Below are 23,773 nucleotides of genomic sequence, written 5' to 3'. Positions count from 1 at the left end.
GGACGATTCCCGTCGCCCCCTCCAGCTAACGGCAGTCTTACTCCCCCGCGTCCCGGGCCTCGCGATGCGCGAGGACACCGGCACGGTAGACCTCGGCGTTACGCAGGATGCCGAGCTTCTCCTCGTCCGTCAGTTCACGCCGCACCTTCGCGGGGACGCCGGCGACCATCGATCCGGGTGGGATGATCGTGCCGCCGAGAACGAGCGCTCCCCCGGCGACGAGCGATCCAGCGCCGATCACGGCGCCGGAGAGGATCACGGATCCCATACCTATGAGGCATCCGTCTTCGACCGTGCAGCCGTGGACCACGGCGTTGTGTCCGACCGAGACGTTCTCGCCGATGACCACCGGGCTGCCGGCATCCACATGGACCGAAACGTTGTCTTGCAGATTCGAGCCGGCGCCAACCGTGATCGAGGCGCTGTCGCCGCGCAGCACCGCGTTGTACCAGACGCTGGACTCGGGCCCGAGTCGAACATCACCGATCACGCGCGCACCGGCGGCCAGAAACGCGGACTCGTCGACTTCGGGACTCAGCCCGGCGACGGAAAGAACGGATGCGGAATCTGAGGTCATGCTCCGACAGTAGATCAGCGCTACTCGGCCCGGCCAGCCGCAGTACGAGGGATTCAGTCCTCGAGGTGTGTCACGCGGCCACCGAGCAGGGTAGCTCGCACCGGCATCGTGCGAAGATCCGACTCGGATGCTGTCAGCGGGTCTTGGGCGCACAGGACCAGGTCCGCAACAGTCCCCGGTTCGATGCGACCCGGGGCGGCGGATCCCCCGTGTGTCGACGCGGCCAGTGCGACGCGGGCGTCGATGGCCTGCTCGACCTGCCACGGTGGACGTCCGTCGCGGGTGCGATAGATCGCCGATGCCATCGCCGCCCACGGGTCGAGCGGCGCCACTGGGGCGTCGGACCCGAAGAGCAGATTCGCGCCGGCGTCCACCAGTTCCCGGAAGGGATAGGGACGCGCGATCTGGGCAGACCAGATGGTGTCGGAGAGATCCCGGTCATCGAGGGCATGCTCGGGTTGGACGCTCGCACCGACACCCAACCGCGCAAAGCGGGGGATGTCGACGGCAGCAACCAACTGCGCGTGCTCGATCGTTCCTGTCGCGCCGGTTGCCGCGAAGGCGTCGAGCGCGTGGGTGTTCGCCAGGTCGCCGATCGCATGGATGGCGCAGGAGATGCCGTGAGCCGTGGCATCCGTCATGAGCGCGACAAGGTCGGCGGGCGGGATGGTCAGGACCCCATGATTGTGCGGGTCACCCGGATACGGATGCGAGCACGCGGCGGTCCGGGTTCCGAGCGACCCGTCGGTGATGACCTTCAGCGGGCCGACCGTGATCAGCTCGCTGAGGCGCTCGCCGCTCTGCCACCCCGTCTCGATGAGCCGGCTCAGCTGCGAGGGGTAGGTGCCGAACTTCACGCGCAAGGAATCGAAGCCAGCCGCGACACGGCGAGACCAGGAATCCGCATTCCAGGCCATGTCGAGATCGATGATTCCGACAACGCCGCGCGCCGCAGCATGCCGGGCGAGGTCGGCGACAGCCTCGTCGGCGTCGTCGGGGCTTGCGGCAGCCAGCCGACGCGTGATCTCGAACGCCGGCTCCTCGCGCAGCATCCCCGACGCATCCGGGGGCGTGATCTGCTCACGAGCGAAGGCAGCGGAGTTCAGCCACACGCTGTGCAGGTCCGCGTTGATCAGGTAGGTAGGAATGGTGCCCGTGGCCGCATCCAGCATCTCGAGCGTCGGTTCATCGGGCCAGAAAGCATCCCGAAAGCCAGCGCCGACCCGGATGCCACGACCGAGCAGCCTGGCGCTCGACATGATGTGTGCGGCATGGTGCGCTGATTCGGCACCACCGAGCGGCTCACGCTGTCGAGTGAGGGCAGCTGACACCGTGTGCACGTGGTGGTCCCACAGGCCCGGGATCAGCCACGCACCGCCGGCCTGCAGCACCTCACCGACCGGACGAACAGCGCCGGTAGGAGCAAGATCCGTGACGCGGCCACCCTCGATGAACACGTCATACGCGCCCTCGACCGGCAGAAGTTCGCTCCCCGGCCCCGTGATCCGTGCGCCGACGATGGTCGACACTGTCGCGCCCACGGCACTCATGCGCGAGCGTCATTCGCGCGGCGCATCTCTGCGGCAAGCGGCGGATTGTGATGCGGACCGTCATCCTCGAGCTCACGGATGATGTGGTCGACGAGCTCGACGGGCCGGTTCTGGCTGAGCTTGCGCTTGGCCGTCACCGACGTCGGTGTGAGGCGAAAGCCGACGGTGCCGCGCTCGAGTCGCTCGACGAAATCAGCATCGTTCGGACGCTCCCACAGCATCCGAGGCTCGGGCATCGGGGTCTCGAAACGCGCAACCAGACGGTCGAGCACCCGTAGATTCTCGTCGGTCGACAGCAGTTCCGGCGCTCCCCGCAGGTGCACTGTCACGAAGTTCCAGGTCGGCACGCTCGGCCGGTCGCCGTACCAGCCGGGCGAGATGTAGCCGTGCGGACCTTGGACGATGATCAGCAACTCGCGAGCCCCGAGGTCGTGGATCAGGTCGTCGGGCTTGCCGACGTGACCGACGACGGTGAGATCGTCACGAGTGTCATCCAGGAGCACCGCGTAGTGGGAGGCGACGAGACCGTCATCCGTCGAACTGACCAGGGTCGCCCACGGATTCTGCTCAACGATCCGTCGCAACTCGCCAACGTCGGTCATGGCGAAGCTCGGATTCTGCCGCATGCATTCAGCCTAAGGTGGTCGGATCCAGGCTCACGCCTGACACCTGTGGCACCAGTACAGCTTCCGCGACGCGGCCTCTTCGACCACGATCGCAGTGCCACAGACCCGGCAGGGCAACCCGGCGCGGTGGTAGACCCAGTGACGGTCGCCGCGGTGGGCCATGGCGCGACGATAGGCGTCAGGATCGAGGTCATCCATTGTCATCATTTGGCCGGTCTCAACGCCGATGGCGAGCAGCCGGGTCCAATCGCGCCAGAGTGCTCGCACCGTCTCTTCGGGCACGTCGCGCCCCGGGGTATGAGGGTTCAGCCGAGCCCGGAACAGGAGTTCAGCTCTATAGACATTTCCGATTCCGCTGACGACCGACTGGTCCATCAGCAGCAGCCCGATGGGCGTCGGGGCGCGTCGCACGCGCGCGGTGAACAGCTCCTCACCCTCGGCGAGGTCGTCCACGAGCGGATCCGGTCCGAGCTTGGCGAGCGATGCGGCGACCTCGTCCGGCGTCTGCAGCTCGCAGGCTGTGGGTCCCCGCAGATCGGCGCAGGTCTCGTCGGTGAGCAGCCTCAGACGAACTTGGCCGACCACTGGGGGCGGCCACTGACCCTCCTCATCGGGCAGCCCGGTCGTCTGCTCCGACATCCGCACGTGACCGCGCGCGCGCCGGGGCGCGCCGATCGAGGTGAGCGAGTTCTCGCCCGCGGCATCCATGATCGGCTCGTCGATCACCGTGCCGCGCTGGTTGGTCTGTCCCATCCGCCCGTTCGCGGAGGCGATGGTGGGATCGGCGTCGATCACGCCGGCGAAGTCCCACGCACCGTACATGCCGAGGTGCACACGCAGCCACAGGTCACCATCGAAGCGCAGGAACATCTGCTTGCCGACCGCACGCGCCTCGAGCATTTCCCGGCCTGCGAGCGCTGCGGCCCCGTCGGCAAAGCGACCCTGCGGGCTGGATGCCTGCACAGCGCGACCGACGAAGTTGCGAGCGAACTGCCGAGCGATCCGGTGAACGGAATGACCCTCGGGCATCAACCAGCTTCCGGGTCGAACGAGTCGGTCGCGGCGGTGTTCGCGACATCCCGCGGGTCGGGCAGGAGCGACCCGTCAGCCTCGTACGCGGCGATCTGGCCGATGCGACGCACGTGACGTTCCTCGTTCGAGAAGGGCGTCTCTATGAACCGGTCGATGAAGGTCACGACCTCGCTGAAGGAGTGCTGGCGCGCTCCGATCGCGATGACGTTCGCATCGTTGTGCTGCCGGGCGAGCTCGGCAGTCGCAATGCTCCAGACGAGGGCTGCGCGGATGCCGCGCACCTTGTTCGCAGCGATCTGCTCACCGTTGCCTGAGCCACCGAACACGATGCCGAGAGCCTCGATGCCCGCACTCTGATCGGCGACGACGCCGAGGGCGGCACGGATGCAGAACGACGGGTAGTCATCGACGGCGTCGTACTCGATAGGGCCGTGGTCGATGACCTCGTGACCCTGCTCGGCGAGGTGGTGCTGGAGCTGCGTGGAGAACTCCATACCGGCGTGGTCGGTGGCGATGTGGATGCGCATGGTTCCCATCCTAGAAGCGACTGACGTCACGTCTGCGGGGTGTCGTCCTCAGCGGGTTTCGGCCGCCGCTCGCGTGTCACGAGGGACGCGTCGCCGGATGCCTCGTGGTCGGGACGGTCAGGCCCCTTCGGCTGGATGCGGCCCGGCTCGAGGGTGCGTGCAACGTCGTCAGCATCGACCACGTCGATCTCCTGCGTCGCTGTCGTGTACCACTCGGTGAGCTCGGGATCCGTCGAATCAAGCCACGCTCCCGCACCCTCGCCCGAGCCGACCTCGGTGGCGTCGAACACGAAGTCATCGCCGTGTTCGGCGATGCCCTGCCGGACCCCCTGCGCGATCGCTGCACGAGCGAACTTCCGGCGGAGCACGTACGGGTCTGTGCGCAGTTCCTTCGCCCACGCGATCATGATTCCGATGATCACGAGCGCGAATGGCAAGGCGGTCACGATCATGATGGACTGCAGCCCCTGCAGCGCTGTCGCACCGCCGACCACCAAGAGCGCCGCAGCGACCCCACCAAGCAGCACACCCCAGGTGATGGTCACCCACGAGGATGGCTCCGGCTTCCCGCGCTGACTCATCGATCCCATGACGATCGAGGCGGAATCGGCAGAGGTGACGAAGTAGACGACGATCGAGATGATCGCGACCACCGAGGTCAGGGCACCCAGTGGCAGTTCCCCGAGCACTCCGAACAGCACGTCCTCGGGTTGGGCGAGCTCGCTGAGCCCGACTCCCTCTTGCTCCATCCACATCGCCGTTCCGCCGAGGGTCGTGAACCACACGAAGCAGACGGCCGAGGGAATGAGGATGACGACGGTGACGAACTCGCGCAGCGTCCTGCCGCGCGAGATTTTCGCGATGAAGATCCCCACGAAGGGCGACCACGAGATCCACCATGCCCAGTAGTAGGTAGTCCAGGACGCCATGAAGGATGCGGCATCCTCACCTTCAAAGGAGTTGCGCGACATCATGATGCCGAGGTCGCTGAAGAAGGTCACCAGGCCCGACGGCAGCAAGGTGACGATCAGCACCGAAGAGCGTGACGATGATCGCGAAGATGTCGATCACGCCACCAGCCCAGCCGTCCACCCGGCGGCCGAACAGGGGCTCGAAAATCCCGGAGATGAGCGGCGCGCGACCACGCCGGTACGCGCCGTAGGCGATAGCGGCGCCGACGAGAGCGTAGAACCCCCACGCCAGCGGGCCCCAGTGGAACAGTGTCTGCGCGAGGGCTGTCTCCATGGCATCAGTCGTGCCCGGCTCGACGGTGAAACCATGCGGTGGGTCGACGAAGAATGACAACGGTTCCAGCGGACCATAGAACAGCAGTCCGATCCCCATTCCGGCCGAGAAGAGCATGGCAATCCACGAGATCGTCGAGAACTCGGGTTTCTCGTCGTCAGCACCGAGGCGCACCCCGCCTGTGCGGCCATAGCCGATCACGAGCATGAAGCCCAGGACGAGAACGGCGAGCGTCGAAAACAGCCAGCCGAAGTTCGTCGTCACCCAGCCGAGCGCGGTGCTGCCGACGAACTGTAGACTTGCCGGCGACACGATCGCCCAGATGATCACCGCTGCGACGAAGACGCCCGCCGTGAGAAAGACCGTCACATTCGTTGAGGATCGGCGCCCCGTCTGTTCAACACCGATGCCGGGGATCAGCGCCGGATGGATGCCGCGCTCGAGCTCTGGGGTGTTGACCTCGCGGAGCACTCGCTTGACAGGTCCGTTCGTCCCCGCACCGTCATTGGTCCGCGCCATCGAGGTCTCCCTGATTCCGTGTGCACTCACTCGTCAGGTAAACGTCGGCTCAACGCTATACCGCCTCCTGCGCTGGTCGCGCGGCTGCGAGGAGGTCGCGGCGTAGGCTTGGGGGTTGTCGCGCCCACAATGCGCGAGGCCGTTTCGCGGCATCCATGAACCCCTCACACACTTGGGAGCATCCGAAAGTGCCTGGAGAAAACCTCACCCGCATCGAAGCGCAGGAGCGTCGCGGCGTCCTCGACACGCAGTCTTATGAGGTCGAGCTGGATCTGACCACCGGCCCGGAGGTGTTCCGGTCGACCTCCACCGTGCGCTTCACCGCCACCGAGGGCGCGTCGACCTTCATCGACCTGATCGCCCGACGCGTCCACTCCGTCACGCTCAATGGACGCAGCATCCCGGCCTCGGCGTTCACCGACTCCCGGATTGCGCTCGACGAACTCGCGCTCGAGAACGAACTCGTCGTCGTCGCCGACTGCGAATACACGAACACCGGCGAAGGCCTGCACCGGTTCGTCGACCCCGTCGACGGCGAGGTCTACCTCTACACCCAGTTCGAGGTGCCCGACTCGCGTCGCGTCTTCGCCGTGTTCGAGCAGCCCGACCTGAAGGCGACGTTCCAGTTCACCGTGACCGCTCCCGCGTCGTGGAAGGTGATCTCCAACTCCCCGACCCCCGAGCCCGTACCCAGCGGCGAGGGCGTCGCAACGTGGGAGTTCGAGCCGACGCCGCGGATCTCGTCCTACATCACGGCACTGATCGCCGGCCCCTATGAGTCGACGTTCTCCGAGTTGACCAGCGCCTCGGGTCGCGTCATCCCGCTTGGCATCTTCGCGCGCAAGAGCCTGTGGCAGTACCTCGACGCCGACTACATCTTCGAGAAGACCCGCCAGGGCTTCGCCTACTACGAGGACAAGTTCGACTACCCGTACCCGTTCGCGAAGTATGACCAATTGTTCGTCCCGGAGTTCAACGCCGGAGCCATGGAGAATGCGGGAGCAGTCACCTTCACCGAGGTGTACGTCTTCCGCAGCAAGGTGACGGATGCCGTCAAGGAGCGCCGCGTCGTCACGATCCTCCACGAGCTTGCCCACATGTGGTTCGGTGACCTCGTCACCATGAAGTGGTGGAACGATCTCTGGCTCAACGAGTCGTTCGCCGAGTGGGCTTCGACGATTGCGACGGCCGAGGCCACCGAGTGGACCGAGGCCTGGACGACGTTCAATGCGATGGAGAAGACCTGGGCCTACCGCCAGGACCAGCTCCCCTCCACCCACCCCGTCGTCGCCGAGATCCGCGACCTCGAAGACGTTCAGGTGAACTTCGACGGCATCACCTACGCGAAGGGCGGGTCGGTGCTCAAGCAGCTGGCAGCCTGGGTCGGCATCGACGAGTTCTTCGCCGGTGTCGGGGCGTACTTCCGCAAGCACGAGTACGGCAACACGGAGCTTCGCGACCTGCTGACCGAGCTCGAGACGACCAGTGGACGCGAGCTGACCGAGTGGTCGAAGAAGTGGCTCGAGACCGCCGGCGTCAACACCCTCTCCCCCGCCATCGTCGAGGGTGCAGACGGCACGATCTCGGCGTTCAAGATCGTCCAGACGGCCCCGTCGGACTACCCGACGATCCGGCCCCACCGCCTCGGCGTCGGCTTCTACGACCTGCAGAACGGTGAACTCGTCCGCACCCACTTCACGGAGCTGGATGTCGACGGAGACCTCACCGATGTTCCCGAGCTCGTCGGCCTGACCCGCCCCGACCTGGTTCTCCTGAACGACCACGACCTCGCGTACGCGAAGATCCGCCTCGACGAGCGGTCGCTGCAGACGGCGATCGACCATCTCTCGAAGATCTCCGACCCGCTTGCCCGGTCACTGGTGTGGGGTGCCGCGTGGGATCAGACGCGGGATGCCGAAGCCTCGGCGTCCGACTACATCGACCTGGTCCTCGGCAACATCGCCTCCGAGACCGAATCGACCACGGTGCGAACGACTCTCGCGCAGCTGCAGCTGGCGGCCAACTCGTACGTGACCCCCGACAAGCGCGACGCGTCGCGTCACAAGGTCGCAGATGGGCTGTGGGCGCTCGCGCAGGCAGCGGATGCCGGCAGCGACAGCCAGTTGCAGTTCGTCACCGCGTTCGCGAGCGCGGCTGCAACCCCCGAGCACTGGGAGACGGTGCGCGCCCTGCGCGCCGGAGAGATCACCCTCGATGGGCTCACGATCGACACTGATCTGTCGTGGCAGCTGCTCGTGTCGCTCGCCGCGGGCGGAGTGATCACCGAGGGCGTCATCGACGAGGCGCTGGCTAGCGACAACACCGCCAAGGGCGCTGAGTTCGCCGCGCAGGCCAAGGCTGCGCTGCCGACGCCGGAGGCGAAGAACGCGGCGTGGTCATCGCTTGTCGACTCGGATCGCCTGCCCAACACGCTCGTACGCGCCGCAGGTCTCGGCTTCACGCACCCCGCCGGTGTGCTGCTGCTCGACGAGTTCGTGGACCAGTACTTCGCGATGTTGCTTCCCGTCTGGGAGTCGCGCACGTACAAGATCGCCGAGTACCTCGTGCTGGGCCTGTACCCCGCGCCGCTGGCAAACGCGAAGCTCCGCGACGCGACACGCGCGTGGCTCTCCGCCAACGGGGAAGCGCCAGCGGCGCTGCGCCGGCTTGTGGCAGAAAACCTCGCCGGCGTGGAACGCGCCCTTGCGGTCCAGGAGCGCGACGCGCTCTGACGTATCAACGCGGGGGAAGCACCACTTCGGTAGTACTTCCCCCGCGCTCGTGTCCGCCTTGCGATGGATGTTTCTCGGCGGTGACCTCCGTAGCGTGGAGGCATGATCGTTGCAGAGCAGCTCACGAAACGCTACGGAGACAAACTCGCCGTAGACAATGTCTCCTTCACCGTGCCGCCGGGGAAGGTCACCGGGTTCCTCGGCCCGAACGGGGCGGGCAAATCCACCACGATGCGGATGATCGTGGGCCTTGACCGTCCGACCGCTGGTCGCGTGACCGTGAACGGCGCGCGGTACCAGTCGATGCGGGCGCCTCTGACGGAAGTGGGCGTTCTCCTCGACGCGAAAGCTGTTCACACGGGGCGGTCCGCCCGTAACCACCTGCGCGCGATCGCTGCAACCCACGGTTTCGGTCGGGCCAGGGTCGACGAAGTCATCGAACTGACCGGTATCGCCTCTGTGGCCGGTCGCCGCGCCGGCACCTTCTCGCTCGGTATGGGACAACGTCTGGGGATCGCAACCGCACTGCTCGGTGACCCGCACACGTTGATCTTGGACGAGCCGGTGAACGGTCTGGATCCCGAGGGCGTGCGGTGGGTACGGCAGTTCGTGCGTTATGTCGCGGGTGAGGGACGTACGGTGCTTTTGTCGAGTCATCTCATGAGCGAGATGGCACAGACAGCAGACCGCATCGTCGTGCTCGGACGCGGCAAGGTTCTCGCCGAGGGTGATCTGCCCGACCTCGTTCAGGAATGGACGAGCACAGCCGTGACAGTGCGATCGCCTCGGCTGACCGAGCTCATCAGCGAAATAGAAGGATCGGAGGTCACCGTGACCTCGAACGAACCGGAGCTTGCGACGATCACGGGGCTGACAGCTGCACGCATCGGCGATCTTGCCGCGGCTCGCGGCATCCCGCTGCACGAACTCACGCCCCATGCCGGTTCTCTCGAGGATGCCTACCTTGCTCTCACCGGCGAGGCCGTCGAGTACCGGACGAAGGAGATCGCATGACCACCGCCACTGCCACCCCCACTCGAACGGTCGAACACGCCGGCACGCACCGCCTCAACGGTGCGAACTTGCTGCGCAGCGAGGCGATCAAAGTGACAACCCTGCGCTCCACGTGGTGGTCGCTCGGGATCGCTCTCGTTCTCTCCCTGGCGATCTCGTGCCTCATTGCAGCGAGCTCCCGGGACTTTCCGAACCCACTGCCTCCCATCTCGGCGATCCTGTCGCCGACACAGTTCACGATGCTCGTAGCCGGCATCCTCGGTGCGATCGTGATCACCGGCGAATACTCGACCGGCATGATCCGTTCGACGCTTACCGCGGAGCCCCGCCGCGGAGCCGTGCTGATCGCCAAGGCCGTGGTCATCGGAGTGATCATGGCCCTGGCCACAGCCGTCACCTACGCCGTGGCGATCGCAGCCACCGCGCCATTGCTGGCCACGGGCATCGACTGGGGAACGCCAGCGGACTCGATCATTCCGCTCTCCTACGGGGTGCTCTCGATGGTCTCGTTCACACTGTTGGGACTCGGCGTCGGGTTCATCGTGCGAAACGGCGCCGGCGCCATCGCGATCACCGTCGGCATCCTGTTCGTTCTTCCCATCGTCTTCCAGTTGTTCTCGCTCGCTGGCGAGAGCTGGCAGTGGCTCGTGGATCTCGGCGCCTACCTGCCGATGACCGCAGCTTCGACGCTCACGGCCGTTGGAGCCACCGACGTCGTCGCACCCCTTCTCACGCTCATCGGCTGGGCGATCCTCCCGTTGATCGGCGGGTGGGTGCTGCTGCGCAGCCGCGACGCGTGAGCGATGAACCGGGGCGGTCCGAACCCGGCGACAACGCTGAGACGAGAGTCCTAGGATTCTCGTGATGCGCCAGTTCGAGACCGCCCCGGCACCCGCGACCCCGTGGGAGAGCTTCCTCGCCATACTCGGCGAGATCGGCGGCACGCTCCTGCAGGTCGCGATCGTCCTCGTGAGCGCCGTGGTGGTCGTCTGGGTGCTGCGACTGATCATCCGTCGGGTCGTTCGTCGGGTGGTCGAAGGCGCCAAATCCCGCGCTCGCGTCGACGACACGCAGGCGCTCGAACGGTCGCCGTTGGCATCCGTTCGCGTCGTGCAGCGGACCCGCACCCTCGGGTCGATCCTGCAGAACATCGTGAACGTCACCGTCGTGATCGTCGCGATTCTGCTGATCATCCTGATCCTCGCGGGACCTCAGGTGATGGGCTCGTTCACGTTGCTGAGCGCGGCCATCGGGGCCGGCCTCGGTTTCGGCGCACAGAACATCGTCAAAGACGTGCTCAACGGGATCTTCATCGTCGCCGAAGACCAGATCGGCATCGGTGACGTCGCTGACCTGGGGCTTGCCACCGGCGTCGTCGAATACGTGAGTGTCCGCATCACCCAGGTTCGCGACGTCAACGGCACGCTGTGGTTCGTGCGCAATGGCGAAATCACCCGCATCGGCAACATGTCACAGGGATGGTCGCGCGCAATCATCGACCTCGCCGTACCGGTGAATGCCGATGTCGACGAGGTCGAACAAGCGATGCTGGATGCCGCGCGCGCTCTCGCACAGGAGCCGAAGTGGCGCAGCCGCATCATCGAGGATCCCGAAGTGTGGGGGCTGGAGTCGGTCTCGGGCGACGCGTTGGTCATCCGGATCGTGATCAAGACACGGGCAGGGGCGAAGGACGACGTCGCGCGCGAACTGCGCATGAGACTCAAGCGCGCGATCGATGGGCTCGGACTCACCCTGCCGCAGATGAACTCCATCATGCTGTCCGGTCTCGAGACGGCCGGCAGGGTGCGTGGCGCCAACCCGCCCCGGACCAAACCCACCCCCATCGCGCAGCCCGGGGTTCCGGATCGGCCCGTGTGGCGAGCCAAGCGAACGAGTAAGAAAACGGATGCCGACTCCGAGGCATCCGGGGAAGCAGAGCAGTGAGCACGCCCGAGCAGCAGTCGTTCTATGAGGCAGTCGGCGGACATGAGACGTTCGTGCGCATCGTCGATGGCTTCTACCGCGGGGTCGCCGGTGACCCGGTGCTGCGGCCCATGTACCCCGAAGAGGACCTCGGGCCGGCGAAGGAGCGCCTCTTGATGTTCCTCGAACAGTATTGGGGCGGACCGACGACCTACAGCCAGCAGCGGGGTCATCCCCGCCTTCGGATGCGGCACGCACCCTTTCCGGTGAATCCTGACGCACGCGACCGATGGCTCGCACACATGCGCGCCGCCGTCGACGAGGTCGGATTGTCGCCCCTGCACGAAGAAACCCTCTGGGACTACCTGAGTCGTGCCGCGCATGCCATGGTGAACACGTTCGAACGAACCGAGATCGGGCCCGGGGCTGGCGGTCGCGCAGACATCCCGCTGACCTCCGAGAACTGACACACACGACGACGGTATTCCACGACAAGGGAGTCGCATGACCGAAGCATCCGTTCACCGAACCGACGTCCTCGTGATCGGCTGGGGGCTGGCTGGACTCGTCGCCGCCGCAGAGGCAGTCGCGGCGGGCAAGCGTGTCACGATCATCGACCAGGAGCCACGCACCAACGTCGGTGGGCAGGCGTGGTGGTCTTTCGGTGGGCTGTTCTTCGTCGACTCGCCCGAGCAGCGGCGGATGGGCATTCGGGACAGCATCGAACTGGCACGAGAGGACTGGTTCGGCACAGCGGGTTTTGATCGGGCAGAGGACGCCTGGCCACGCCGCTGGGCCGAGGCCTACCTCGAGTTCGCCGCAGGTGAGAAGCGCAGCTGGCTGCGCGAACGCGGCGTGGGATTCTTCCCGGTCGTCGGCTGGGCAGAGCGCGGCGGCTACACCGCCGGCGGTCCCGGCAATTCCGTGCCCCGCTTTCACATCACGTGGGGAACCGGCCCGGGTCTTGTCGCACCCTTCCAGGCTGCACTCGAGGATGCCGAGCGTGCCGGAACACTCACGGTGCTCCCCCGCCACCGCGTGACCTCCCTCACGCTGCGAAACGGCGCCGTGACAGGAGCTGCCGGCGACGTGCTGGCGCCCTCCAGCGCCGCCCGTGGTGTGGCAACGTCGCGGGACGTCGTCGGCACCTTCGAGATCGAGGCTGGCGCAACGGTCGTCGCATCCGGAGGAATCGGCGGCAACCACGACCTCGTGCGCCAGTGGTGGCCCGAGAGACTGGGAGCAGCTCCCGCCGACATGGTGGCAGGCGTACCCGCGTACGTCGACGGATCAATGCTCGAAGTCACGGAGACCGCGGGGGCGAACCTCATCAACCGCGACCGCATGTGGCATTACGTCGAGGGCATCCAGAACTGGGACCCGATCTGGCCGCTGCACGGCATCCGGATCCTGCCGGGCCCGTCCTCGATCTGGCTCGATGCAACCGGCGCGCGCCTCCCCGTTCCGCTGTTCCCCGGGTTCGACACGCTCGGCACCCTCGCGCACCTTCGAGCCACCGGCCACGACCATTCCTGGTTCGTGCTCTCACAGCGGATCGTCGAGAAGGAGTTCACGCTCTCGGGCAGCGAACAAAACCCCGACCTCACCGGCAAGGATGTGCGACTGCTCCTGCGATCGCGGCTCGGAAAGGGCGCTGCCGGTCCCGTCCAAGCCTTCCTCGACCATGGCGCCGACTTCGTCATCCGCGACGACCTCGACAGCCTCATCGAGGGCATGCGGGCCCTGCCTGGCGGCGAAGCCCTGGATGCCGACCGGGTGCGTTTCGAGGTCGAGGCGCGAGACCGCGAGATGGACAACGACTTCACCAAAGACGCCCAGGTCGCGATGCTGCGCTCGGCTCGCGCCTACCGCGGTGACAGGCTCGTCCGCACGGCTGCCCCGCATCGCATCACCGACCCCGCTGCAGGACCTCTGATCGCTGTCAAGCTGCACGTGTTGACGCGCAAGTCGCTCGGCGGCATCGAGACCGACCTCTCCGGGCGGGTTCTCGGACCCAGCGGCGAGCCGATCGCGGGCTTGTTCGCCGCAGGCGAGGCCAGCGGGTTCGGCGGCGGAGGCGTGCACGGTTATCGCGCGCTCGAAGGGACCTTCGTCGGAGGATGCCTGTTCTCCGGTCGGGCAGCCGGGCGAGGCGCGGCTGCGACCGTGTGACCGATTGCTGCGTCCAGCGTCAGGTCAGTCCGCCGTCAACCGAGCGACCGTATGCTGACGGTTCGTCGCGGACCATGACCGGCGTGTCGCGGTTGAGGCTCTCGCCGCGGAAGAACGACTTCGCGCGCGGGAAGAGGAACCACAGGAACATCAGCAACACGCCGAAAGCGAGTGCGCCGACGCCGAGAACGAACGTGCCGCCGACACCGAAGAGCACCGTATAGCCGTAGTCGACGTTGTACATGTCGATGGCCGACTGGACGAATGCGTAGGTCAGCATCAGCGCACCGAGCAACGGGAACAGGAACTTGTAGAAGAAGTTCCGCCGTGAGGTGAACAGCTCGCGACGGAAGTACCAGACGCACGCATAGCCCGTGATTCCGTAGTAGAACGCGATAGCGAGCCCGAGCGAGAGGATCGAGTCCTGCAGGATGCTGTCGCTGATCAGCGTCATCCCGACGTAGTACACGACCGCGACGATCCCCATGACGAGGGTCGAGAACGATGGCGTCTTGAAGCGCGGATGCACCGTCGCAAACCTCCTGGGGAGAGCGCGGTAGGCGGCCATTGCGAGGGTGCCGCGCGCTGTCGGGAGGATCGTCGTCTGCGTCGACGAGATCGCAGACACCATGACCGCGACGACCAGCACCCACCCGAGCGGACCGAGAAGGCCGTCTTTGATGGCGATGAAGAAGTCGTCGGCGTTGGCTTCGTTGCCAAGGCCCGTCGGTCCATCGCCGAGCCCGGCATACATCATCGCCGCGATCGTCACCGCAACGTAGGTGAACAGCAGGATGACTGTCGTGAGCAGTGCGGCGCGTCCGGGGATTCGCCGGGGATCCTTCGTCTCTTCATTGAGCGCCAGCGTCGTGTCCCAGCCCCAGTAGATGAACAGGGCGAGCAGGATTGCCTGCACGAAGCCGCTCCAGTCGCCGATCGCGAACGGGCTCAGCCAGGACCACTCGAACGGAGTCGGATCGGGTGCGCTGCCTGAGAAGAAGTGCCAGAGGGCCGCGACGATGAAGATCGCGAGTGCGAGATACTGCAGGCCGAGCAGGATGTTCTGAACCCTCTCGCCGATCTCGACACCGCGCCAGCTGACCCACGTCATCGCGACGATGAAGACGACGCCCGTCGCGGTGACCAGCAGCGCATTGTCGGCAAGGAGAGCGTCCTGGGGGCTTCCGACGATGCCGTCGACAAGCGCCCAGAGATAGATCCCGCTGATCTGCGCGAGGTTTGCCAGCACGACCATGCCGGCCACGGCGACTCCCCAGCCGCCCATCCATCCCACCCACGGACCGAAGGCTTTCGTTCCCCAGGTGAACGTGGTCCCGCAGTCGGGAATCTCACGGTTGAGTTCCCGGTACGCGTAGGCGATGAAGAGCATCGGCACGAACGCCAGGACGAAGATTATCGGCGCCTGCGCACCCACCGCGATGACGATGAACCCGAGCGTTGCAACCAGCGAGTACACCGGCGCCGTCGATGCCAACCCGACGACGGTCGATCCCCACAAGCCCAGCGTGCCGGCTGCCAACCCCTTGCCCTCGGGTGCCGTGAAGGTAATCGGTGCAGTCGCCATTCCGTCACCGTAGGGGCACGGCGAATTCGCGGTCAAGCATATGCTTCGGCCGGCCCTCAGCCGAGGAGGCCCCCGGCCTGCGGCCCGCGCGGGTTCATCCCGGATCTGCGCACCAGAACGTGCCCGCGGCGAAGAGACAACCGCACCCATGCACCGGTTTCGCGCATCGACACACTCTCGACGTCTGGCCCGAGAAAGCCAAGCACCTGGGCGACGAATCCGACGCCGCGCGGTAGTCCGCCGAGGCCTGCATCCGGCGCTCCCCACACCGCTGCACGGATCTGACGCACCACATCCTCACCCGCATTCGTGGGGACCGACGTCGCGACCTCCTCCATGCCGCGGTGGGCAGCCGCGGCCAGGTCGGTCGAGGCGATCTCACCGGTCACCGTCCAGCCCGACACCGGCGGGGAGATACCGGCCCAGGCCGCGCGCACGCCCGCGTCGGGCAATTCGAGTGTGACGCCGTGCGCCCGCAGAGAAGCGCCGTCGACGACCAGGTCGCATACGAGTTCCGGGTCGGCGGCGAGAGCGCGAACACCCAGAATGGTCGGCGCGGTATCCAGGATGCCGCGTGGCGCAATGGGTGCGCAGGACATGACGAGGATGCCGCCGCTTGCCCGTAACCGCACGGCGCCGTCTCCGACGCGCGCTGCGCGAGAGGCAAAGGTCTGCGCGTCCACGGCGGTCTCGGGATCGGCGAGATTCAGGGGCGTCGACATCCGACCTAAACTACCAAGCGGAACAGCTGCCGCGGCCGCGGCGATACCAGCAAGCTACGGGAGAACCGATGACCGACGGCGCCACGAACACCCCCAGGGAGGTCGTCGAAGCCGATCCGGTAGCTTCGCTCCTTGCCGTTCTCACGCTTTCCTTCAGCGGTGCCCGGACGACGGAGGACATCTTCACCGGCGTCTCCCAGTCGATGCCGCTCGGACGTGTGTACGGCGGCCAGGTGCTGTCCCAGTCCATCGTGGCGGCATCGCACACGCTGCCGCCCGGACGAACCGTCCACTCGATGCACGGGTACTTCCTGCGACCGGGAGACTCCTCTGCGGGAATCACTTTCGCGGTGGATCGGATCCACGACGGGCGATCATTCTCGACCCGCCGAACGCAGGCGTACCAGGATGGCGTGCCGATCTTCTCGATGATCGCCTCATTCCAGGATGAGGGCCCTGGCGTGGAACACGCGGAGCCGATGCCGAGCGGCATCCCTCACGCGGACGAGCTCCCCGACCTCGAGGATCACCTGGTCGGTCTGCATCCCATGAGCAAGCGCATGTTCACCGACCGGCCGCTCGATGTGCGCCATGTTCCCGGCCCCATCTATCTTCACGTGGAAGGCGAGCACGTCCCTCACCAGGCGGTGTGGCTTCGTACGCGCCGATCGCTGCCCGACGACCCCGACCTGCATCGCGCCGCGCTCGCTTACCTGAGCGACATGACGATCCAGGAGTCGGTGCTGCGCGCTCACGGCGTCGCCTGGTCAACCCCGGGACTCAAGGTTGCGAGCCTCGACCACGCCATGTGGTGGCACCGGTTCGCGCGGGTCGACGAGTGGTTGCTCTACGTTCAGGAATCACCCAGTGCCCGTGGAGGCCGGGGTCTCGCTACCGGCAGAATCTATTCCTCGGAAGGAATACTGGTGGCGAGCGTCGCGCAGGAGATCACGATCCGCCTGCCGCACGACCGCGACTGACCTGCTTAGCGTCTGGTCTGAGCCCGCTCAGCGGCGGTGTCCGTATCGCAATGGTTCACCGACGTAGGGTGCCCAGGCTTCCTGTTCGACCTCGCTCAGACGGACGGGCCTGCCGGTTTCGGCATCCACCTTCACAACAACCGTCGTTGCACGCGCGTAGATCTGCTGGCCGTCCGCGCCGGCGGTCTCCAGGGGGCTGCAGACCTCGTAGCACACGTCGATGCTGGAACCGCCGAGCCTGCCGAACCAGAGCTGGACGTCCAACGGATGCCGCTGGTAGGGAACAGGGAGCAGGTACTCGATCTCCTGGCGAGCAATGAGCGTCAGGACGCCGGCGTGCAGACTCGAGTCCATGACGGCCGTTGGCGGTGCACTCTCGCCGGCGCCGGGCCGCCAGAACGCGCGAACCCGCGCCTCTTCGAGGAGCTTGAGCATCGAGGTGTTGTTGACGTGATTGAATGCGTCGAGGTCGCCCCACCGCAGGTGGATCGGTAGGTGCAGCCGAGCCCCGCCGGGCACACTTGCTTCGGTCTCGCTCATTGCCGGGTCAGTCGCGTGTGAGCTTGCGGTACGTGGAACTCGCGCGGTTGAGCGCATCCGGCCCCAGGCGCTCAAGCTTGTTCTTCTCGTAGGCCTCGAAGTTGCCCTCGAACCAGTACCACGCATCCGGGTTCTCGTCGGTGCCTTCGTACGCCAGGATGTGGGTCGCGATCCGGTCCAGGAACCACCGGTCGTGGGTGATGACCACAGCGCAGCCCGGGAACTCGAGCAGAGCGTTCTCAAGAGACTGAAGGGTCTCGACATCAAGGTCGTTCGTCGGCTCATCGAGCAGCAGTAGGTTGCCACCCTCCTTGAGGGTGAGCGCCAGGTTGAGGCGGTTGCGCTCACCACCGGAGAGCACGCCGGCCTTCTTCTGCTGGTCGGGCCCCTTGAAGCCGAACTTCGACACGTAGGCGCGGGACGGGATCTCAGTCTTGCCCACCGTGATGATGTCGAGCCCGTCCGACACGACCTCCCACAGCGTCTTGGTGGGGTCGATGTTGGAGCGCGACTGGTCCACATAGCTGATCTTGACGGTCTCGCCGATCTTCAGGTCACCGCCGTCAAGCGGTTCGAGACCGACGATGGTCTTGAAGAGCGTGGTCTTGCCGACACCGTTGGGTCCGATGACACCGACGATGCCGTTGGGCGGAAGACTGAAGCTCAGTCCATCGATGAGGGATCGGCCGTCGAACCCCTTCTTCAGCTTCTTGGCCTCGATGACGACGCTTCCCAGGCGGGGACCCGGCGGAATCTGGATCTCTTCGAAGTCGAGCTTGCGGGTGCGCTCGGCCTCGGCTGCCATCTCCTCGTAGCGGGCCAGACGTGCCTTCGACTTCGCCTGGCGCCCCTTGGTGTTGGAGCGGACCCACTCGAGTTCGTCCTTGAGGCGCTTGGCAAGCTTGGCGTCCTTCTTGCCCTGGATGTCGAGGCGCTCGGCCTTCTTCTCCAGATACGTCGAGTAGTTGCCCTCGTACCCGATGAGCCGGCCGCGATCGACTTCCGCGATCCATTCGGCGACGTTGTCGAGGAAATACCGGTCGTGAGTGATTGCGATCACCGCGCCTGCATACTTCTGGAGGTGCTGCTCGAGCCAGAGCACGCTTTCGGCGTCGAGGTGGTTCGTCGGCTCGTCCAACAGCAGCAGGTCGGGCTTTTGCAGCAAGAGCTTGGTGAGCGCGACGCGGCGCTTCTCGCCTCCCGACAGGTGCGCGACCTGCGCATCGCCCGGCGGGGTGCGCAACGCGTTCATCGCCTGATCCAGCTGCGAGTCGAGGTCCCATGCGTCTGCCGCATCGATCTCTTCTTGCAGCGTCCCCATCTCAGCCAGCAGGCTGTCGAAGTCGGCATCGGGGTCACTCATCAGGCCCGAGATCTCGTTGAACCGATCCAGCTTGGCCTTGACCGCGATCCCGTCCTGGATGTTCTCGAGAACGGTCTTGGATTCGTCGAGTTCCGGCTCCTGCATCAGGATGCCGACACTGAACCCCGGGCTGAGGGTCGCCTCACCGTTGGACGGGGCGTCAAGACCCGCCATGATCTTCAGGATCGTCGACTTTCCGGCACCGTTGGGGCCGACCATTCCGATCTTCGCTCCCGGGAGGAACGCCATCGTCACGTCGTCGAGGATCAGCTTCTCGCCCACAGCTTTGCGGGCGCGGACCATCTGATAGATGTACTCAGCCATAGCCCGACCAGTCTACGGGCCGCCCGAGCGTCGCCCGCGCCTCACCAATCGATGGGTCGGGTGTCCCCGATGAGGCAACGGCCGGTCTGAAGACCCGGCATGACGGCTACCACGGGGTCTCCCGTCGAAGGGCCGACCTGGCCGACAAGGCACTCTTCGCCCCACCGAACCGAGAATTGGATGCTCTCAGCCGGGTTGCCGACGGTCGACTCGTCGTACGTGACTTCCATTGCCGACTTGTCGAAACCCGCCTGGGTGAGGCCATCGATATAGGCGCGCCCCTGAAAACGCTGGTCGGTTGCCCATACGGTTGCGACGACGTCGGCGAAGAACGGCAGCGCCTCGTCGGCGGTCGTCGCCTCACTGACCTGAGCCGGTGCCGCGGACGCTGTTTCAGTCGGGGTGGGTATGGCAGTGACAGTCGGCGTCGGCGATGGTTCCGGAGTCGCGGTACACCCCGCGAGCATCCCGACCACCAGTGCCGCGCTGACTATGGAGGCGAATCCGCCCAAGCGAGAGCGTCCCCTGACAGGGGGCGGAGCGGTAATTCCAGCGGCACACACGCTGAGGAGTCTAGAGCCCCACTCCCCTCAGCTCCCTGGGAGCCTAGAACGGTGTCTCGCTGCCGACCGCTGAGGCAGCGGCGGCGCCGTCGAGTCCCGGTGCAGCCCACGAGTCCGCACCGTCATCGTGGCTCACCGGAGCGGCGGATGCGGTCCCCTGCGCGGTTGCCTGCTTGGTGTAGGTCGTGGTTCCCCACCGCAAGTCGTGACCGACAGTGTCGGCGTCGATATCGATGCTGACACCCTTCTTGCCGCCGGCCTCCCAGGGACGAAGCCGCAGACGGCCGGTGACCACCAGCGGCTCCCCCTTCGTGACCGAGGCGGCGATGTGCTCGGCAAGACCCCGGAACGCGGAGACGTTGTACCAGTTCGTCCCGTCGTCGACCCAGGTGCCGGTCGAGCGATCGAGACGGCGCTGCGCACTGCCGAGCCGAAAGTTGACGACGGGCAGACCTCCCGCCGTGATCTTGAATTCCGGAGGGCCCGCAACGTTTCCCGTGACGGTGATGATGTCCTGCATTTCTCCCTTTCCCGCCCGGAGCGGTTCCGGGCTGCGCTGGTACCCGAGTGCCCGTCGGGTACCAGCGCCGAGATCAGGCTCGCCGATCATCGCTAACTGACGTCCGCCGCCCCATTGAGCCGTGGACAGACCGCGCACCGGCGTGGCTGGGGAGGAAAACTCAGGCCGTCACATACTCCGCGAAGCGCGCACGAACCTTATTCACCTTGGGCACTGCAACAGCGAGGCAGTAGCCCTGCGTGGGGTTCTTCGCGAAGAAGTCTTGGTGGTACTCCTCTGCGGGATAGAACTCACCGAGGGGCTCAATCGTGGTGACGATGCCGCCATCCCACCACTCGGCCGCGCGATCGCGGGCTGCTTCGAAGAGCTCGCGCTGCTGGTCGTCGGCGGGGAACATCGCGCTGCGGTACTGGGTGCCGACGTCGTTTCCCTGTCGGTTCAGCTGTCGCGGATCGTGCATCGTGAAGAAGGCATCCAGGATGACGTCGTCCGAGATGACGTCGGGATCGAAGGTGACGGCGACGGCCTCGGCGTGCCCGGTACGGCCCGTGCAGACCTGCTCATAGGAGGGGTTCTCGACGGTGCCGCCGACATACCCCGAAACGACCGACGACACTCCGCGAAGAGCGCGGTACGCCGCGTCGAGACACCAGAAGCAGCCGCCTGCGAGAACGAACGTGTGCATGATTTCTCCTTGTTGTGGCGCCGGGTTCTCGGCGCCACTGGCAACAACAGTCTCGCGCGTATTGCTGTTCCCTGCGATGTGTCGGAGGTCGGATCTATGTTCGATCTCAGGGAGACACTGATGCAGACCTCACAGATACAGCTCGTGCCGATCGGGATCGACGCCTGGCGCGTCGTTGATGCGGGCCGCGGGCCGATCGGTCACCTGCGCGTCGATCGCGACGCTCAGGGTGAGCACTTCGCGGTGAAACGCTTCCACCCGAGTGACAGGCAATTCCATGCGCTCGGACGGTTCTGGAGCCGCGATGACGCCATCGATGCCCTCGTGCTGTCGACCTGACGCCGCTCTCGCGGATCCCGCGTCAGACCGGTGAGCTCCAGAGATCTCGAACACCGTGCGGGGCATCCTGGAGGACCCCGGGCCAAACGTCCGCAAGTATCTCCACGGCGCGGCGCAGTTCCCCCGGAGGGGCCGTGAACGGAATGCGCAAGTGCCGTTCGTTCCCGCCTTCCAGTGCGAATCGGGGGCCTGCCGCCAGCAGCAGCCCGGCCGCTCGCGCCTGAAGCACGAGAGCAGAGCTCAGTGGCGCGTTCAGCTCGACCCAGAGGGCGACTCCCCCATCAACCGAGGGCACGCGCCACTCCGGCAGCCGTTCCGCCAGCGCTGAGACCAGCGCATCCCGTCCCTCGCGCAGGAACTCACCGCGATGTCGCGCGATCTCGGGCAGCCGCGGAATCAGCCCGGTTGCCACTGCCTGTTCGAACTCCGGTGTCCCGAGGTCGTACGCCGGGCGTTCCTGCACGAGCCGGTCGATGAGGTCATGGTCGGTCCGTATCCACCCGACACGCAAACCTCCCCACACGGTCTTGCCGAGCGACCCGACGCGCACCACGAGGGATTGATCGGTCGCCTGGAAACCGCGGTCCTGGGATCCTCGATCGATGTCGAGGTCGGCGGTCGTCTCGTCGATCACCAGGAGGGTTCCAGAGCGCTGTGCAGCCGTCATGATGGTCTCGCGCTCGTACGCCGACATACTGCGGCCCGTCGGGTTCTGGAAGTCGGGCATGAGGTAGGCAAGGGAGGGGCGGGTGCGAGCGAAGGACTCGGCGACGCGCTCGAGATCCCATCCGCTTTCGGCCGCTACCGGGATGCCGACGAGCCGCCCGCCGGCGCGACGGAGTGCGTCGGCTGCATGCGGATACGTGGGGGTCTCGATCGCGACGCGATCGCCGCGTCCGATGAGCACGCTCGCAAGCAGGTGGATCGCGCTCTGGGCACCGGCGGTGATCATGATCTGGCGAGACTCGGTCGGCAGTCCCCGAGCGCGGAACAGCTCGGCGATGGCTTCGCGCAGCTCAGCGCGACCGAGGACGTCGTACCCCGAGCGCGAGGCGAGGGTCGCGGCATCGGCCGCAACCTCGGCCATGTGACCCGCAAGCCCGGGCCAAGCTGGGGGGCTCGCCTGCTGGAGGTCGATGGTGCCGTCAGTTCCGAGCACCCTCGCGACCTCGCGCCGGCCGAGCGGAAGGGTGACGCTTCCCGACCCCCGCAGGCTGCTGATGTGCCCGGAGTCGCGAAGGCTCTGATAGGCCATCGAGACGGTGCTGCGACTGATTCGAAGTGCGGTGGCGAGTTCGCGCTCAGCCGGAAGCGCGGTCCTGGGCGCGATGCGGTTGTCCAAGCAGAGCAGACGGATGCCGTCAGCGAGCGCCTCGTAAGCCGGTTCGCGCGTGCGCCATCCGCCCAGTGCGAGGGTCAATGATCGCGCGGACATTCGGGACTCCACGGCCACTCCTTCCCGATTGGACTGGTCACGTCAGTCCACTTCTGGTCTTGGATGGTGCCATGTCGCGCCGCATCCTGCAACTTCTCATCGGGCTCCCCCTCTACGGGGCCGGAGCTGCGCTGACGGTTGATGCTGGACTGGGCGTCGACCCCTGGACTGTGCTGGCCGAGGGCTTGTCGATCAGAACCGGTATCGGCGTCGGGTGGATGACGAACATCCTCGGCCTGTTGATCCTGCTTCTCTGGATTCCGCTGCGCCAACGCCCCGGCATCGGCACCGTGGCCAACATCCTCGTCGTCGGAACCGCGATGCAGGTCACCCTCTGGGTCCTGCCACCGATCACGGGATTCCTCGCGCAGCTCGCGGTGCTCGTAAGCGGCATCCTGCTCGTCGCCGTCGCCTCGGGGCTGTACATCGGCGCGCACTTCGGGCCGGGTCCCCGCGACGGCCTGATGACCGGCCTGCGCAGCCGGTTTGGGATGCCGATCTGGGCAGCTCGCGCCAGCGTCGAGCTCACCGTGCTGGTAATCGGGTGGCTGCTGGGAGGCACCGTCGGGCTCGGGACCGTCCTGTTCGCGGCGACCATCGGCCCGCTGGTCCACCTCACCTTGCCGCTGTTCGACACCGCTCGCACGCGGGCGACATCGCGGCTGGTAGCGGCGCCGACCACTCCCCTCGCGTCACCGAGGTAGGAATACGTGGGGTGGCTAACGGGGCTTGAACCCGCGACCCCCGCGACCACAACGCGGTGCTCTACCAACTGAGCTATAGCCACCATGTGCACACCG

At 66.2% G+C, this 23,773-nt stretch carries 24 protein-coding genes and 1 tRNA gene; 9 read left to right on the top strand and 16 right to left on the bottom strand.

All coding sequences use genetic code 11. From position 1 onward, the window contains the following. Positions 1-37: 37 nt before the first annotated feature. From B4F19_RS10210 to B4F19_RS10180, 7 genes are read right to left on the bottom strand one after another with little or no spacing between them, the layout of a single operon-like run. Entirely contained in the window at positions 38-577 is a 540-nt protein-coding gene (locus tag B4F19_RS10210; protein ID WP_292727766.1) for a gamma carbonic anhydrase family protein, read from the bottom strand. A gap of 53 nt (positions 578-630) precedes the next feature. Continuing rightward, the gene (locus B4F19_RS10205; protein WP_292727764.1) at positions 631-2,127 is read right to left on the bottom strand and encodes an amidohydrolase; all 1,497 of its coding nucleotides are present in this window, start codon (positions 2,125-2,127) and stop codon (positions 631-633) included. Further along, the gene (locus tag B4F19_RS10200; RefSeq protein ID WP_292727762.1) at positions 2,124-2,753 is read right to left on the bottom strand and encodes an FMN-binding negative transcriptional regulator; all 630 of its coding nucleotides are present in this window, start codon (positions 2,751-2,753) and stop codon (positions 2,124-2,126) included. Before B4F19_RS10200 ends, B4F19_RS10205 begins: the two co-directional genes overlap by 4 nt. Positions 2,754-2,783: 30 nt before the next feature. Next, entirely contained in the window at positions 2,784-3,782 is a 999-nt protein-coding gene (locus B4F19_RS10195; protein WP_292734601.1) for an Fpg/Nei family DNA glycosylase, read from the bottom strand. Beyond that, entirely contained in the window at positions 3,782-4,312 is a 531-nt protein-coding gene (locus B4F19_RS10190) for a ribose-5-phosphate isomerase (protein ID WP_228178206.1), read from the bottom strand. Before B4F19_RS10190 ends, B4F19_RS10195 begins: the two co-directional genes overlap by 1 nt. Before the next feature lie 26 nt (positions 4,313-4,338). Continuing rightward, entirely contained in the window at positions 4,339-5,313 is a 975-nt protein-coding gene (locus tag B4F19_RS10185; protein WP_414683127.1) for a BCCT family transporter, read from the bottom strand. Continuing rightward, positions 5,264-6,076 carry a BCCT family transporter gene (locus B4F19_RS10180; RefSeq protein ID WP_228178204.1) on the bottom strand — a complete coding sequence of 271 codons (813 nt, stop codon included), beginning with the start codon at positions 6,074-6,076 and terminating at the stop codon, positions 5,264-5,266. Before B4F19_RS10180 ends, B4F19_RS10185 begins: the two co-directional genes overlap by 50 nt. A 188-nt stretch (positions 6,077-6,264) precedes the next feature. On the opposite strand from B4F19_RS10180, the gene pepN reads away from it, so the two are divergent. The 6 genes from pepN to B4F19_RS10150 all read left to right on the top strand — a co-directional run bounded on the left by pepN (position 6,265) and on the right by B4F19_RS10150 (position 13,917). Next, positions 6,265-8,808 carry an aminopeptidase N gene (gene pepN, locus B4F19_RS10175; protein ID WP_228178203.1) on the top strand — a complete coding sequence of 848 codons (2,544 nt, stop codon included), beginning with the start codon at positions 6,265-6,267 and terminating at the stop codon, positions 8,806-8,808. A gap of 102 nt (positions 8,809-8,910) precedes the next feature. Next, the gene (locus B4F19_RS10170; RefSeq protein ID WP_228178202.1) at positions 8,911-9,822 is read left to right on the top strand and encodes an ABC transporter ATP-binding protein; all 912 of its coding nucleotides are present in this window, start codon (positions 8,911-8,913) and stop codon (positions 9,820-9,822) included. Further along, positions 9,819-10,622 carry an ABC transporter permease subunit gene (locus B4F19_RS10165; protein WP_228178201.1) on the top strand — a complete coding sequence of 268 codons (804 nt, stop codon included), beginning with the start codon at positions 9,819-9,821 and terminating at the stop codon, positions 10,620-10,622. Before B4F19_RS10170 ends, B4F19_RS10165 begins: the two co-directional genes overlap by 4 nt. A 64-nt stretch (positions 10,623-10,686) precedes the next feature. Further along, positions 10,687-11,766, top strand: coding sequence for a mechanosensitive ion channel family protein (locus B4F19_RS10160; protein WP_228178200.1), 1,080 nt, complete (start codon positions 10,687-10,689; stop codon positions 11,764-11,766). After that, the gene (locus B4F19_RS10155) at positions 11,763-12,212 is read left to right on the top strand and encodes a globin (protein ID WP_228178199.1); all 450 of its coding nucleotides are present in this window, start codon (positions 11,763-11,765) and stop codon (positions 12,210-12,212) included. Before B4F19_RS10160 ends, B4F19_RS10155 begins: the two co-directional genes overlap by 4 nt. 37 nt (positions 12,213-12,249) lie before the next feature. After that, positions 12,250-13,917, top strand: a complete 1,668-nt coding sequence (locus B4F19_RS10150; protein WP_292734598.1) for an FAD-binding dehydrogenase — start codon at positions 12,250-12,252, stop codon at positions 13,915-13,917. 19 nt (positions 13,918-13,936) lie between these two features. On the opposite strand, the gene B4F19_RS10145 is transcribed toward B4F19_RS10150, so the two are convergent. Further along, the gene (locus B4F19_RS10145) at positions 13,937-15,502 is read right to left on the bottom strand and encodes an APC family permease (RefSeq protein ID WP_228178197.1); all 1,566 of its coding nucleotides are present in this window, start codon (positions 15,500-15,502) and stop codon (positions 13,937-13,939) included. Between the two features lie 56 nt (positions 15,503-15,558). Further along, positions 15,559-16,224 (bottom strand): hypothetical protein, encoded by a 666-nt coding sequence (locus B4F19_RS10140; protein ID WP_228178196.1) that lies wholly within the window; start codon positions 16,222-16,224, stop codon positions 15,559-15,561. 68 nt (positions 16,225-16,292) lie between these two features. Here B4F19_RS10140 and B4F19_RS10135 point away from each other — a divergent pair, with 68 nt between their 5' ends. Then, a complete protein-coding gene (locus B4F19_RS10135; protein ID WP_228178195.1) occupies positions 16,293-17,204 on the top strand; it encodes an acyl-CoA thioesterase in 912 nt (303 codons plus the stop codon). 27 nt (positions 17,205-17,231) lie between these two features. Here B4F19_RS10135 and B4F19_RS10130 read toward each other — a convergent pair whose 3' ends face one another. The 5 genes from B4F19_RS10130 to msrA all read right to left on the bottom strand — a co-directional run bounded on the left by B4F19_RS10130 (position 17,232) and on the right by msrA (position 21,199). Continuing rightward, a complete protein-coding gene (locus B4F19_RS10130) occupies positions 17,232-17,744 on the bottom strand; it encodes an acyl-CoA thioesterase (protein WP_228178194.1) in 513 nt (170 codons plus the stop codon). A gap of 7 nt (positions 17,745-17,751) precedes the next feature. Beyond that, on the bottom strand, positions 17,752-19,431 hold the full coding sequence (ettA, locus tag B4F19_RS10125) for an energy-dependent translational throttle protein EttA (protein WP_292734595.1): 1,680 nt from the start codon (positions 19,429-19,431) through the stop codon (positions 17,752-17,754). A 41-nt stretch (positions 19,432-19,472) separates the two neighbouring features. After that, positions 19,473-19,943, bottom strand: coding sequence for a DUF6993 domain-containing protein (locus B4F19_RS10120; protein ID WP_292734593.1), 471 nt, complete (start codon positions 19,941-19,943; stop codon positions 19,473-19,475). A 94-nt stretch (positions 19,944-20,037) separates the two neighbouring features. Beyond that, positions 20,038-20,514: a single-stranded DNA-binding protein gene (locus B4F19_RS10115; protein ID WP_292734590.1), complete on the bottom strand. Its 477-nt coding sequence runs from the start codon at positions 20,512-20,514 to the stop codon at positions 20,038-20,040. Between the two features lie 160 nt (positions 20,515-20,674). Next, positions 20,675-21,199 (bottom strand): peptide-methionine (S)-S-oxide reductase MsrA, encoded by a 525-nt coding sequence (msrA, locus tag B4F19_RS10110; RefSeq protein WP_292734586.1) that lies wholly within the window; start codon positions 21,197-21,199, stop codon positions 20,675-20,677. A gap of 120 nt (positions 21,200-21,319) precedes the next feature. Between msrA and B4F19_RS10105 the strand changes: the two genes are divergently transcribed. Further along, a complete protein-coding gene (locus B4F19_RS10105; protein WP_292734584.1) occupies positions 21,320-21,538 on the top strand; it encodes a hypothetical protein in 219 nt (72 codons plus the stop codon). Between the two features lie 22 nt (positions 21,539-21,560). Here B4F19_RS10105 and B4F19_RS10100 read toward each other — a convergent pair whose 3' ends face one another. Further along, positions 21,561-22,985 carry a PLP-dependent aminotransferase family protein gene (locus B4F19_RS10100; RefSeq protein WP_292734581.1) on the bottom strand — a complete coding sequence of 475 codons (1,425 nt, stop codon included), beginning with the start codon at positions 22,983-22,985 and terminating at the stop codon, positions 21,561-21,563. Positions 22,986-23,044: 59 nt separating this feature from the next. Here B4F19_RS10100 and B4F19_RS10095 point away from each other — a divergent pair, with 59 nt between their 5' ends. Then, positions 23,045-23,677 (top strand): YczE/YyaS/YitT family protein, encoded by a 633-nt coding sequence (locus B4F19_RS10095; RefSeq protein WP_292734578.1) that lies wholly within the window; start codon positions 23,045-23,047, stop codon positions 23,675-23,677. Between the two features lie 7 nt (positions 23,678-23,684). Here B4F19_RS10095 and B4F19_RS10090 read toward each other — a convergent pair. Beyond that, positions 23,685-23,760 (bottom strand) — tRNA-His (locus B4F19_RS10090). Positions 23,761-23,773: the final 13 nt, after the last annotated feature.

Source organism: Microbacterium sp. UBA1097 (assembly GCF_002313585.1).
In the GTDB taxonomy this organism is placed as follows: Bacteria; Actinomycetota; Actinomycetes; order Actinomycetales; family Microbacteriaceae; genus Microbacterium.
The sequence above is the reverse complement of the archived record's forward strand: the minus strand, read 5'-3'. Positions and strand labels throughout refer to the sequence as shown.